Raw genomic sequence first — 12,563 nt, 5'->3', positions numbered from 1 at the left:
GCTTACGCGGTGTCTTGCGTTTGGCGATGACGCTTCGCGCACGCGGGGTCGCGCACGCGAGGACGGGTGTCTTACACCCGCCCGGATACAGCCGCTCATAGGTGTCTGACACCCCTACGCATTGCGCTCCAAACTGCGGACCGAATTGCCGGGTGTCTGACACCGGCCACAAGAAAAACGCACGTCAACTAGCCATACCCGCCTTCAACCACGCCGAGCACCCGGCCGGTGCCACCGACCCGCTGACGTACATCGCACCTGACGCAAACAACCGCAACTTATCCGCCATCGGGATCGCGGTCATCACCCACACGGATCCCTGCGAATCTGACCACACGACGCGCGCATCGGTATCCGCCAGCGCCTGAAACATCGCCCCAGGCGATGCGCCTGGCCGCAGCGCGATGACGGTGGTGTCGGCGTCCGCGCGCAAGGGAAAAAGGTTCATAAGCCCGCCGGCCAGTACGCCTGCAACCAACAAGCTGGCAAACGTCTTGCCCGTGCGTCCTGTGGGCGGTGGGCGGCGATGATTGCGCGTGCGCCAGCCGTACACCAGGGGCACCAAGCCAAATACGACAAACCAGGCCAAGTCCCACACCAGCGGATTCTCCGCGTCCATCTTGATGCGGTGGATGCCGGTGATCCAGTGCGAGAGCAGCGCGTCGATGATGTGCCAGACGCCGAAGCCGATCCAGAAGTGGCCCCATCGTGGACGGAGCGCGGGGCCGGTCGTGGCGGTGGAGCGGGCGCGGTATAGCTCGATGAGCCCGGCGGCTGCGATGACGTACATGATGGCGTGGAAGATGCCGTCGGCGGCGACCTGGGCGGTCAGGCTGCCCAGGGGGCCAACCTGTATGTTGGAGAGCAGGTGATGCCATTGCAGGATCTGGTGCAGCAGGATGCCGTCGAAGAAGCCGCCCATGGCGAAGCCCAGCAGGAAGCTGGCGCGGCGCAGGCGGTGGGGGACGGTCGGATCTTCCGGAGGGCGGACGAGTTCCATTGGGGTTCCTGAAATAGTGGGGGAAGGTTCGGTCAGGCGGTGGCGGGGACCGGGTGGATACCGTCCTGGCCGCTGCGGCGGTCGTGGCCGGCTTGCAGGTCCCAGAGTGCGCGCAGGGGGCCGCGGGCGGCCAGGAGTTCGTCCAGCGAGCCGTCTTCGACGATGCGGCCGGCGTCTACGACGACGATGCGGTCGTAGCGGGTCAGGGAGGACAGCCGGTGGGCGACGGCGACGACGGTGCGGCTGCGCATGAGTTCGGCCAGGGCGTCCTTGATGAGCTGTTCGGAGTAGCTGTCCAGCGCCGAGGTGGCTTCGTCGAGCAGCAGGATGGGCGCGTCTTTGAGGAACGCGCGGGCGATGCCGATGCGTTGCCGTTCTCCGCCCGACAGCAGGGCGCCGCGTTCGCCGACGATGGTGGCGTAGCCGTCGGGCAGGCGCTGGATGAAGGTGTCGCAATGGGCCTGCCGCGCGGCGGTGATGACGTCTTCTTCGGTGGCGTCGGGCCGGCCGTAGCGGATGTTTTCCATGATGGTCCGGCGAAACAGGCTGACGTCTTGCGGCACGACCGAGATGGCTTCTTTCAGGCTTGCTAGCGTGACCTCGCGGATGTCCTGGCCGCCGATCAGGATGCGGCCCTGTTGCGGTTCGTCGGCGCGTTGCAATAGCGAGAGCAGGGTCGACTTGCCGGCGCCGGAAGCGCCGACCAGGCCTACTTTCATGCCGGGGCGGATGGATAGGGTGATGCCGCGCAGCGCGTGGCAGCCGTCGGGGTAGGTGTATTGGACGCCTTCGAAGGCGATGGCGCCGGCGGGATCGCGCAGCGGCTGGGCGTGGGGTACGTCGGGCACGGAGTGTGGCCGTCCGACCAGGCGCAGCATCTCGGCAATGACGCCGAACTGCTGGGCGGTGCCGACGAGCGCGAGCGCGAGGTCGCGCGAGCCATGCAGGATGCGGAAGGTGAGCGCGCTGACGACGACGACGTCGCCGGGGCTGGCTTGGCCCTGTTCCCAGGCGCGCAGTACCCAGAGCAGCATGCCGCCGGCCACGAGCCACAGGCAGGCGTCATGAATGACGCGTGCCTTTTCGACGTACATCCAGCTTCGGCGTTGGGCGCGGGCTTCTTCGCCGAGCGCCTTTTCAAGGCGTGCACGCTCGCGCGCCTGGGCGGAGAAGGCCTGCACGGCCCAGATGTTGGAGATGGCGTCGACGATTTCTCCGCCGACGTGGGCGGCCTGCTCGCCGTACTGCTGGTGCAGGCTGCGCCCGCGCGCGCCGAAGGAGATGATGATGGCGGCCAGCACGAGGACGAAGCCGAGCAGGGCGGCGGCCATGCGCCAGTCGACCATGCTGAGCACGACGACGGCGCCCAGGAAGTCGACGCAGGGCGGCACGATGCTCCAGACCATGGCGCCGTAGATGGCTCCGGCGGCGCTTGCGGTGGACGAGATGCGATTGGCGAGGGCGCCGGAGTGGTGCTGGCGGAAGTAGCGGGTGGAATGGTGGCTCAGGTGCTCGAAGACCTCGACCCGCAGCGCCGCGCAGGCGGCCACGATGTTGCGGCAACCCAGCCATCCGCCGCAGCGCCACAGTGCCGCTTCGATGGCGATGACGGCGAGGAACAGGCCGAGCGCCCACCACACCTGCACGGATGCGTCTGCGCCTAGCGCCATGGCGTCGACGATGAGCTTCATGGCGTACTGCACGGTCACGGAGCACACCCCGGCCAGGACGACGATCAACCCGAGCAGGCCGAACGCCCAGGGCCGCTGGCGGACGTATCGCCAGAGAAAGGCCGTGGGATGGGTGGGGAGGGCGGGCAGGTCTGGCATGGCTCAGTCTCCGTCGGCGCTGCATGTGGGCGCGGGGAGCAGGCCGGCGGGACCGCGGCCCGCGCGTGCCGCCTGCGCGCGCAGTTCGATTTCGAGCGGGGCGTACACGCTGCGCCGGCCGTCGGACGCGGGCGCGCTCAGGAGGCCGGTCGGGCAGTGGCGGTCGTCTTCCCAGCCGGGATAGTCCGTCACGGGATACAGGCAGATGCCCGCGACGTCGACGCCGCGCGCCTGCGCCAGCGTGACCTGGTCGGCGACGTAGCGCATCCAGGGGACGCGTGCGAGGCCTTCGGCCCCGGTTTCCGCGATGAAGAGGGGCTTGCCGTAGCGGTGCGCGCAACCCTGCAAAAGGTGGGCAAGGGACGTGTAGCGCGCGTCGTCCCACGGCAGGGGCGCGCCGCGGTGGAGCCATTGGTTGTGGGGGTAGTAGTTCAAGCCGATGACGTCCACATAGCGCTCGTCGCCGCCCAAGTCCGCGTGCCCGCGTCCGCACAGCATGTCGAGCGCTTCGAACTGGGCCTCGCTGGCCGCCGCAGCTTCCAGAGCGTCGGAAGGCTGGGCCGGCTGGATGGCAATCAGCGGCTCGGCGCAGACCAGACGCGCGTCCGGGTCGGCTTCCTGGATTGCATCGCTGGCCTGGATCGCGGCGCGGGCGAGCTGCCGTTTCAATTCCAGGCCGCGGCCGAGCGTGCAGGGTCCGAAGTGCGCCATGTCGCCGCCCGCCCAGCTCCAGTACGAGATTTCGTTCATCGGGCAATACCAGGTCGGCATATCGGTTTCTCCGGCAATCAGGCGGGCCGTTGCGGCGGCATATCGGGCGAACGCCTCAGGAAAGGAGGGCGACCAGATATCCAGCCACGCCGGCCAGCCGTAGTGGCACAGGTCCCAGATCACTTCGACTCTGCTGTCGCGGGCGGCGTGTAGCAGCGACAGCAGCGAAGACCAGTCGTATACGTTGGCGGCGGGGCAGACGAGGTGCCAGCGCACCCCGTCCCGTGCCGTCCGCATTCCCAGCGCGGCGATGGCGGCGTAGTCCTGGGCCGCCCATTTCGCATGGCCCGTGGACTCGATCAGGTCAAGCTGCCGGCCGTCGGGAAAACGGTGGCAGGAGCACTCGAACCCCGCCTGCAGGAAGCTCTGAAACGCCCTGCCCCGATTCATTCGGCCACAACCGCACCGCGCGGTTCGGCCTGCCGGCTTGCCATCTCCTCGTACGTGGACAGGGCCTGCGCCACGACCTGGTCCATGTTGTAGTAGCGGTAAGTCGCCAGGCGGCCGACGAAATGCACGCCTTCGCAGGCATCCGCCAGCGCCTGGTACCGCCGGAACAGCGCAGCGTTTTCGGGGCGCGGGACGGGGTAGTACGGGTCCCCCTGCGCGCTCGGATACTCGTAGGTCACGGCGGTCTTGGCGTGGCGCTGGCCGGTCAGGTGCTTGTATTCGGTGATGCGGGTATAGGCGACGTCCTCGGCCGGGTAGTTGACGACGCCGACCGGCTGGTGCCATTCCTCGTCCAGCGTTTCGTGCCGGAACTTGAGGGACCGGTACGGCAGCGGGCCGAAGCAGTAGCCGAAGTATTCGTCGATGGGGCCGGTATAGATCAGCTCGTCATAGCTGAACGCCGACTTGGCTTCCGCGAAGTCCATCCCGAGCGCAAGGGATATGTTGGGATGGTCCAGCATGCGCTCGAACATGTGCGTGTAGCCTTTGAGCGGCATGCATTGATGGCGGTCAGTGAAGTAGCGGTCGTCGCGCGAGAGCCGCGTGGGTACGCGCGCCGCGACGGAGCGGTCCAGTTGCGAGGGGTCCAGGCCCCACTGCTTGCGGGTATAGCCGCGGAAGAACTTTTCGTACAGGTTGCGGCCGACCTGCGAGACGACGAAGTCCTCGGCGCTGGACACGACGGAAACCGGCTCGGCCATCGTCTGCAGAAATTGTTCGGCCTCGGCGGCGGTGAAGCACCGTCCGTTCAGCCGTTCGAGCGTCGTGAGGTTGATCGGCATGGGCACCAGCATGCCGTCGGTGCGGGCCAGGACCCGGTGTTCATAGGGCCGCCATTCCGTAAACCGGGACAGGTATTGCAGCACCTTGTCGGAGTTGGTGTGGAAGATATGGGGACCGTAACGGTGCACGAGCAGTCCCGCCTCGTTATAGAAGTCGTAAGCATTGCCCGCGATGTGCGGACGCCGGTCCACCACCATGACGCGCTTGCCGCTGCCGCGCGCCAGGCGTTCGGCCAGCACGCTGCCGGCATAGCCGGCCCCGACGATCAGGCAGTCATAGTGCGTGGGCGTCAGGCTTTGCGGCAGCCTCAGGGCGGCCGGCGGCTCTGATGCCGGACGGGCAACGCGCGGGGAGCTGGTCCACGCGCGATTCATCGCATCGCAGATGCCTTCCCAGCTTCTGTCCCACGACATGCCGTCCAATGCGCGGTCGGCGTGCTGGGCCACCGTGTCCGGCTCGGCCGCTGACTTCAACGCAAGCGCTATCGCGTTGACGAAGGCCGGCGCGTCGGCAGCGATGTGCACGACGGGGCAGCCGCCGTAGGCGCGCACGACGTCCGCAATCGGCGTGGAGACGACGGGCTTGCCCGCCGCCAGGTATTCCGGCGTCTTGGTCGGGCTGATGTAGCGCGTGGACTCGTTCATCGCGAACGGCATCAGGGCAACGTCCCAGCCCGCCAGATAATCGGGAAGCTGGTCATACGTGCGCGAGCCGAGGTAATGGATGTTGGGCGCCTGCGGCAGTGTGGCCGGGTCTATCTTGACCACCGGGCCGATCAGCACGAAGTGCCATTCCGGCCGCATGCCGGCCGCCTGCGCCAGCAGTGCCGTGTCGAAGCGCTCGTCCAGGACGCCATAAAAGCCCATGCGCGGAGATGGAATCGCGAGCAGCTCGGCAGGGATGCTGGCCGACGTCCGGCCCCGCGCGAAATGCTGCCGGTCCACGCTGCTGGGGAACGCATGCACATTCGGATGGAGCCCCCGCTTGGACTCGTAAAGGCTATGCCCGCCCGTGAAGACCACGTCGGCGCGCGAGAGCAGTTGGCGTTCGAGCGCGACCAGTTCCGGCGGCGCGCCGCGAAACGCGGACAGTTCGTCCATGCAGTCGTACACCACGAGGCCGGCGTCCAGATCTTCGGTAAACGGCAGGCTCATCGGCGTGTAGTACCAAAGGACCGGTGTGGCAAGGCCGTGCTCGCGAACAAGCTCAGCAAGCAGGCGGCGCTGGTCCTGCTCCGCCGTTTCCCGCGCCACGTGCGGCGTGATGACGGTGACGCCATCGACGCGGCTGGACTCGAGCCAGCCGTGGCGGGCGGCGTCTTCCCAGACGGGTTCTTCAACGTAGTAGACGGCGTGGGCCCGCGCGAAACGCGTCATCAGATGCTGGGGCCGCTGGTGCACGAAATTCCAGCGCAGATGGGAAAAGCACAATATCGCAGGGCGCTCGCGCGCCAGCCATCCGTTTGCCGCAGGTGCTTCCGGTGCGGTGTGAGGGCGGGCGTGGGATGCGCCGCCAATTGAGGAATCGACGGTACGCATGGAAACTCCTGGAGATGGGGATGGGTCCGGTGATGCGGGGCGGCTTGCGCCGGGGTATCACACCGAAAGCGTGTGAAAGCGCTTCGCAAGCATCGTGCCGAACCCGAGCGAGCGGCGGGGCTGCGCCGCATCGCGTGGATCGCTGAGGATTGCGGCGCGAGGCGTTGGCTCGCCATGGACATTTTTCGACCGATGTTGCAAGTTCTGCGTTCGCTCCAGCGTCTGCGTGCCCATTTCGGATGAATCAAGGCGCGCGGCATGGCAGTTGCTGCGTCACGCCTGATCGCGTGTTGCGGTCACGTCAAAGGAGATTCTGATGAAAGCACTTTGCTGGCACGGCAAACACGACATCCGCTACGACACCGTTCCCGATCCCGTCATCGAGCATCCGCGTGACGCGATCATCAAGGTGAGCGCGTGCGCCATTTGCGGATCCGACCTGCATCTGTTTGATGGCTTCATGCCCGGCATGAAGTCCGGCGACGTCATGGGCCATGAGTTCATGGGCGAAGTCGTGGAAGTCGGCGCGCAGGCGCAGAACCTGAAGATCGGCGACCGCGTGGTGATCCCGTTCACCATCACCTGCGGCGAGTGCGACCAATGCAAGCGCGGCAACTTCTCGGTTTGCGAGCGCACGAACCGCAATGCGGCGCAGGCGGCCAAGATGTTCGGCCATACGACGGCCGGATTGTTCGGCTACACCCATCTGACGGGCGGCTACGCCGGCGGACAAGCGGAATACGTGCGTGTGCCGTTTGCGGATTCAACACATGTGCAGGTGCCCGACGAGTTGTCGGATGAACAGGTGCTGTTTCTGGGAGACATTCTGCCCACCGGTTGGCAGGCCGCCAAGCAATGCGACATCGAATCGACCGATACGGTCGCGGTGTGGGGCGGCGGCCCCGTCGGCCAAATGGCGATCAAGAGTGCGATCCTGCTGGGCGCGCGCCAGGTGATCTGCATCGAATCCGTGCCGGAACGCCTGCAGATGGCGCGCGATTGCGGCGCGGTCACGATCAACTTTCAGGACGAGGATGTCGTGGAGCGGTTGAAGGAGCTGACCAACGGCAAGGGGCCCGAGAAATGCATCGACGCGGTCGGCATGGAGTCGCACGCCAGCAGCACGATGGAGCATATGTACGACCGCATGAAGCAGGCCGTGGGCGCCGAGACCGACCGGCCGCACGTGCTGCGCGAAATGATGTACGTGTGCCGGCCGGCGGGCATCCTGTCGGTGCCCGGCGTCTATGGTGGGATGATCGACAAGATTCCGTTCGGCGCGTCGATGAACAAGGGGCTGACGTGGCGCATGGGCCAGACCCACGTGCGGCGCTGGACAGACGAACTGCTGGACCTCATCGTGCAGGGCAGGATCGATCCGTCGTTCGTCATCACGCATCGCGCCAAGCTGGAGGCCGGGCCGGATTTGTACAAGACGTTCCGTGACAAGGAAGACCGCTGCATCAAGGTCGTGCTGACCCCTTGAAGTTTTGACGGCGTTGACCCATTCTGTCGTTGACGCTTTGACCACCGAGGCCGGATGTCCTGCATCCGGCCTCGCGTTTGTCAGGTTTCCGGCTGGACGGTTTCGCACAAGGCGTCCAGTTCCCGCGTGACTTCCTGCCACGACCAGCGGATGAGGTCCACGGCCACGCGCTCGCGGGCCGTGAAGCCGCCGCCGCTCGCGGCTTCCTCAACCGCGGCATCCAGTTTGGCAAATGGCTCACCGGTGCTGCACATGGGCGCTTCGGCTCCCTTGTCACGAATGACGCGGGCCAGGCCGTCGATCTGCTGCCGTGCCGCCATCGCGACGTCGTGCAGCGCGGGGCCCAGACGGCGGCAGACGTTGTCGGTGAGCTCCATGCCGCCGATGCGTTCCATCAGGGGCACGGTCAGCCACAGCTCTTCGATCCGTTCCTGCAGCCGATGGGCCTGCGTGTCCGCGCCCAGGATGCGAATGGGCACTGATCGAGATTGGCTCGCCATGTCGCGTGCGCGCCAGTGGGTGCGTTCCAGCGCGGGCTTGTCGCGCGGCCGCGGCCGGGCACGCCCTTCGTTCACGGCGGCGGCCCATTCGACCAGCAGTTCGCCGTAGAGCTGCAGGGAGGCAGCGAGGTTGTACCGCATGCTGTACCGGGCCGACAGCGGCAGCACCGCGAAGGCCGCCAGGATCCCGGCAATGGACCCCACGACGATGGCGAGCGTCTTGTTCACCGCGCCGGCCACGATGTCGGCGTCCGGCGTAACGGTCAGGATGGTTGCCGTGACCAGGCTGTAGTTCAGCGTCGGCCAGCGTATCGACAGGCAGGCGGCGGCCCCCACGCCGGCCACGATGCTCCATGGCGCCGGAATGTCGGCGGCGTGCGCCAACGGCACGAGCGTGATGCCCAGCGCCACCCCGATCAGCGCGCCCAGGATGCGGGCAGCGGCCTCGCCGACGGTGCCCTCGACTGTAGCGCGCACCACAAAGAGGGCGGAGAAGGCGCCCCACGCGACGTCTGGCATCTGCCACCACGTCATGCAGCCGAAGGCAAGCAGTACCGCCGCCACGGTCTGCAGCGGCAGGCGGACGCTGTCCTCTGCGATGGCGGCACGGTAGGCAGCAGCGCGTTTCAATAAATGGGAAAAGAGGGGGCTCATCGGCAACTGATTCATCTACAGCATGGCGCGGGGGCGTCGGGCATCGCCGGCGGACAGGGAAAACACGGGCGCCACATGGCAGCGACCGCACGCGGCAGGCCCCGTGCGGTCGCTGAAGGTGCAAGGCAAACGCGGCGGGCAGGCTCAGGAATCGGACTTTTTGGGACGTCCGTACGGATCCTTGCCGGCCGGCGCTTGCGAGCCGCCGGCGGGGTATCCCGAATTGGAGTCCGGGTTCTCATTCACTTCCCCCGTCGGCGGTCCGTCCTCGGTCGGTTGGCCCGTGAAGCCGGTCTCGGCGCGGTCGACGTGCGGAGACGGCGGCGGATTGGGCGGGGGAGCGGGTTTCGAATCGGTCATGGAAAGACTCCTTTTTCTCAGGCCAGGTTGTGATATTTGCGCCCGATCTCCATCGTGGCGCGGTAAAAGCCTTCCTTGCTGCCGCAGTCGTAGCGCACGCCGTCGTATTCAAAACCGAAGACCTTGCGCGACTTGAGCAGGGCGGCGATGCCGTCGGTCAGCTGGATTTCGCCGCCCACGCCCGCCTGGGTGGCTTCCAGCAGCGCGAAGATCTGGGGTTCCAGGATGTAGCGTCCGACCACCGCCAGGTCGGTCGGCGCGTCCTCGGGCTTGGGCTTTTCCACGATGCCGGTCAGGCTCATGACGCTGTGCGCCTTGCGGCTGCCGGACACGATCCCGTACTGATGCGTGTTGGTTTTTGGCACCTGCTGGATCGCCAGGACGCTGCCCTCGAATTCCCGGGCAACCTTCATCATTTCGCCGATCACGGGGGCGTCCGCGTCTATCATGTCGTCCGCCAGCAGCACGGCAAACGGTTCATTGCCTACAATGTTCGCCGCGCAAAGCACGGCGTGGCCGAGCCCCAGGGCGGCGGGCTGTCGGGTGTACACGCATTTGACGCTGTCCGGAATGACGTTGCGGACGGTTTCCAGCAGGGCGTTCTTATTTTTCGCCTCCAGGTCGTACTCCAGTTCGGGCACGCGGTCGAAATGATCTTCGATCGCCCGTTTGTTGCGGCCGGTGACGAAGATCAGTTCGGTGATGCCTGCCGCGACCGCTTCTTCAACGGCATACTGGATCAGCGGCCGGTCGACGATGGGCAGCATTTCCTTGGGCATGGCCTTGGTGGCGGGAAGAAAGCGGGTGCCCAGGCCCGCGACGGGAAATACAGCTTTACGAATCGGTTGCATTATTAAGGCCCTCTATGCCCGGACGGCGCCTGGAATGGGCCGCCCACTGACACGGGTTACAGCAAATTCCGTGCCCGTTTGGCGATTGCTGTAACAGAATTTCCTGGACGGCACGGCGTTTGCTGAGGGCGATGAATATGAATAGACACGCAGGTGGGGACATTGCATGACTTCTTTACCGGATTTTCCGTCCGAGGACCGCTATCGCCTTCTCGTGGGCGCCGTGCGGGATTACGCCATCTACCTTCTGGACGCCAACGGCCGCGTAAGCAGCTGGAATCCCGGCGCGGAACGGTTCAAGGGCTATGGCGCGGACGAGATCATCGGGCAGCATTTCTCCGTTTTTTACACACCTGAAGACCGAAATGCCGGCGTGCCGGAGCGTGCGCTGGAGACGGCGCGGCGTGAAGGGCGCTTTGAGGCGGAAGGATGGCGGGTCCGCAAGGACGGCAGCACCTTCTGGTGCACCGTGGTCATCGATCCCGTCCATGACGACCGGGGCGTCCTCGTCGGCTACGCCAAGATCACCCGCGACATCACCGAACAGAAGGAGCGGCATGAGCAACTGCAGGAAGCCCGCGATTCCATGCATCACGCTCAGCGCATGGAAGCCATCGGCCGCCTGACCGGCGGCGTCGCGCACGACTTCAACAATTTCCTGACCGCGATCCGCTTTTCCGCCGAATTCATCAAGCGCTATCCCGAGCTTCCCCCCTCGCTGATGCGCTACGTGGGCATCATCATCGACACCACCGAAAAGGCGGCCCAGCTGACCCGGCAGTTGCTTGCCTATGCCAAGCGGCAGCCGCTACAGCCGCACGCGTTTGACGTGCGTGACAGCCTGGCGTCGATGCGCCAGCTCTTCGAGACCTCGGTCGGATCGCACGTGGCGATCAGTTACGAGTTCGGGCCGGGCGACTGCACGATCTTCGCGGACCCCGGGCAACTTGAATCAGCGTTGCTCAATCTGATCATCAATGCGCGCGACGCTATGCCGGCTGGCGGCCAACTCAAGATATTGGCTAAGGTTGTGCCGGACGCGTCGGAACTGGAAGGCCATACCAAACTCCATGGCCCGCATGTGGCCCTGTCCGTGCAGGACACCGGCGCGGGTATCGCGCCCGGCGTGCTGGCGCACGTGTTCGAGCCTTTTTTCACCACCAAAGGCCAGCATGAGAACTCTGGCCTTGGGCTGAGCCAGGTGCAGGGCTTCGTGCAGCAGTCCGGCGGCGATGTGACGGTGGACAGCACGGTTGGCAAGGGCACCACGTTCACGCTCTACCTGCCGGCCGTGACGTCCCCCGGCGAGGTGGTCGAGACGCCTGCCGCCGGCGTCATCCTCAACGTGCCGGTGCGCCGCCAGGTGCTGCTGGTGGAAGACAACCGCATGGTCGGCGAGGTGGTGTCGGCGTGGCTGGCGGAACTGGGTCAGGATCTCACCTGGTCGGTGGATGCCGAGAAAGCGCTGCACGAACTGGAACAGCGCGACGGTGGCTTCGAGCTGGCGATTCTGGATCTGGTGCTGCCCGGCATGAACGGCATGGATCTCGCCCGCCGCATCCGAGAACGCTGGCCGGGCATCCGGATCGTGCTGGCGAGCGGCTACAGCGATGCGATGGCGGGGCCGCGGGCGTTGGGATTCCCGGTCATGCAGAAGCCGTACTCCGTCGAGGCGCTGATGCAGGTGCTGACCGAGGACGCGCACACGATGCCGTAAGGGCCGTGGTTCGGCGCTGCTGGGGCGGGGGCGGGAATACCGCCGAATCGGCAGCGGGTATCGCGGTGCTAGGTCCGGCGAAAGCGGTTGTGCGCCCGGCGCTTGATGACGCTGATATCTCCATCCGGCTCCATATAGGCGCGGCGCACCTCGGAAACCTCGAGGACGCCTTTCAGCCGGAGCTGGCTCATCAGCTCGTCTTCCGTCAGGTATTCGCGGCGCAGCGCGCGCTTGGCGATCACGCCGTCGCGCACGAGGCATACGCGGTCCGACTCGAGCAGGCGGCCAAGCGGCTTGAAAAAGTAGCCTACCCGGTCGACCAGCACGGTCCAACCGATGATCGTGGAAATCAGGACCATCCCGTCCAGAATGGACTTGTACTCGCCCGCCATTGCGTTCTGCGCCGCATCGGCGATTAGAACCAGCACGAGCATGTCGGCCACGCCCAGCGAGCCGACGTCGCGCCGGCCGGCCAGCCGCAGCAGCACGAAGATAAACCAATAGACGATCGTCCCGCGGATGAGAATCTCTAGCGGCGAGAGCGAAAACGAAAACATCGTCGACCAGTCCGGGTCCATCGTGGCGCCTCCGACAATGAAACATCAAACCGCGAGCAAGTGCCGT

General features: G+C 65.9%; 10 protein-coding genes. 2 read left to right on the top strand and 8 right to left on the bottom strand.

Going from position 1 to position 12,563, the window contains the following annotated elements; all coding sequences use genetic code 11:
• Positions 1-184 precede the first annotated feature (184 nt).
• Genes B3446_RS15925 through glf form a run of 4 tightly spaced genes read right to left on the bottom strand, consistent with a single transcriptional unit; the run spans position 185 to position 6,371 of the window.
• The gene (locus B3446_RS15925; protein WP_291383264.1) at positions 185-1,000 is read right to left on the bottom strand and encodes a DUF2243 domain-containing protein; all 816 of its coding nucleotides are present in this window, start codon (positions 998-1,000) and stop codon (positions 185-187) included.
• A 32-nt stretch (positions 1,001-1,032) separates the two neighbouring features.
• A complete protein-coding gene (locus B3446_RS15920) occupies positions 1,033-2,829 on the bottom strand; it encodes an ABC transporter ATP-binding protein (RefSeq protein ID WP_291383262.1) in 1,797 nt (598 codons plus the stop codon).
• A 3-nt stretch (positions 2,830-2,832) separates the two neighbouring features.
• On the bottom strand, positions 2,833-3,990 hold the full coding sequence (locus B3446_RS15915; protein WP_291383260.1) for a beta-glucosidase: 1,158 nt from the start codon (positions 3,988-3,990) through the stop codon (positions 2,833-2,835).
• Entirely contained in the window at positions 3,987-6,371 is a 2,385-nt protein-coding gene (gene glf / locus B3446_RS28515; RefSeq protein ID WP_313491984.1) for a UDP-galactopyranose mutase, read from the bottom strand. Before glf ends, B3446_RS15915 begins: the two co-directional genes overlap by 4 nt.
• A 316-nt stretch (positions 6,372-6,687) precedes the next feature.
• Here glf and B3446_RS15900 point away from each other — a divergent pair, with 316 nt between their 5' ends.
• Positions 6,688-7,857 (top strand): zinc-dependent alcohol dehydrogenase, encoded by a 1,170-nt coding sequence (locus B3446_RS15900; protein WP_191579189.1) that lies wholly within the window; start codon positions 6,688-6,690, stop codon positions 7,855-7,857.
• Between the two features lie 80 nt (positions 7,858-7,937).
• Here the strand turns inward: B3446_RS15900 and B3446_RS15895 are convergent, their stop codons facing one another.
• From B3446_RS15895 to galU, 3 genes are all read right to left on the bottom strand, one after another.
• Entirely contained in the window at positions 7,938-9,011 is a 1,074-nt protein-coding gene (locus B3446_RS15895; protein ID WP_291383257.1) for an FUSC family protein, read from the bottom strand.
• 144 nt (positions 9,012-9,155) lie between these two features.
• The gene (locus B3446_RS15890; protein ID WP_291383255.1) at positions 9,156-9,371 is read right to left on the bottom strand and encodes a hypothetical protein; all 216 of its coding nucleotides are present in this window, start codon (positions 9,369-9,371) and stop codon (positions 9,156-9,158) included.
• Positions 9,372-9,388: 17 nt separating this feature from the next.
• Positions 9,389-10,222, bottom strand: coding sequence for a UTP--glucose-1-phosphate uridylyltransferase GalU (gene galU / locus B3446_RS15885; protein ID WP_175185707.1), 834 nt, complete (start codon positions 10,220-10,222; stop codon positions 9,389-9,391).
• 166 nt (positions 10,223-10,388) lie between these two features.
• Between galU and B3446_RS15880 the strand changes: the two genes are divergently transcribed.
• The gene (locus B3446_RS15880; RefSeq protein ID WP_291383253.1) at positions 10,389-11,939 is read left to right on the top strand and encodes a PAS domain-containing sensor histidine kinase; all 1,551 of its coding nucleotides are present in this window, start codon (positions 10,389-10,391) and stop codon (positions 11,937-11,939) included.
• A gap of 68 nt (positions 11,940-12,007) precedes the next feature.
• Here the strand turns inward: B3446_RS15880 and B3446_RS15875 are convergent, their stop codons facing one another.
• Complete coding sequence (locus B3446_RS15875) at positions 12,008-12,517, bottom strand: DUF421 domain-containing protein (protein ID WP_291383251.1); 510 nt, start codon at positions 12,515-12,517, stop codon at positions 12,008-12,010.
• Positions 12,518-12,563: the final 46 nt, after the last annotated feature.

The sequence above is a fragment of the Achromobacter sp. UBA5777 genome, from assembly GCF_002418565.1.
Lineage (GTDB): Bacteria > Pseudomonadota > Gammaproteobacteria > Burkholderiales > Burkholderiaceae_B > Achromobacter > Achromobacter animicus.
Note: the sequence above shows the minus strand (reverse complement) of the source record. Positions and strands in the feature narration are given on the sequence as shown.

Coding starts and splice junctions, on each gene's coding strand:
- B3446_RS15920 (WP_291383262.1), bottom strand. CDS start 2,829: ATGCCAGACCTGCCCGCCCTCCCCACCCATCCCACGGCCTTTCTCTGG.
- B3446_RS15915 (WP_291383260.1), bottom strand. CDS start 3,990: ATGAATCGGGGCAGGGCGTTTCAGAGCTTCCTGCAGGCGGGGTTCGAG.
- B3446_RS15900 (WP_191579189.1), top strand. CDS start 6,688: ATGAAAGCACTTTGCTGGCACGGCAAACACGACATCCGCTACGACACC.
- B3446_RS15875 (WP_291383251.1), bottom strand. CDS start 12,517: ATGGACCCGGACTGGTCGACGATGTTTTCGTTTTCGCTCTCGCCGCTA.
- galU (WP_175185707.1), bottom strand. CDS start 10,222: ATGCAACCGATTCGTAAAGCTGTATTTCCCGTCGCGGGCCTGGGCACC.
- B3446_RS15925 (WP_291383264.1), bottom strand. CDS start 1,000: ATGGAACTCGTCCGCCCTCCGGAAGATCCGACCGTCCCCCACCGCCTG.
- B3446_RS15895 (WP_291383257.1), bottom strand. CDS start 9,011: ATGAGCCCCCTCTTTTCCCATTTATTGAAACGCGCTGCTGCCTACCGT.
- B3446_RS15880 (WP_291383253.1), top strand. CDS start 10,389: ATGACTTCTTTACCGGATTTTCCGTCCGAGGACCGCTATCGCCTTCTC.
- glf (WP_313491984.1), bottom strand. CDS start 6,371: ATGCGTACCGTCGATTCCTCAATTGGCGGCGCATCCCACGCCCGCCCT.
- B3446_RS15890 (WP_291383255.1), bottom strand. CDS start 9,371: ATGACCGATTCGAAACCCGCTCCCCCGCCCAATCCGCCGCCGTCTCCG.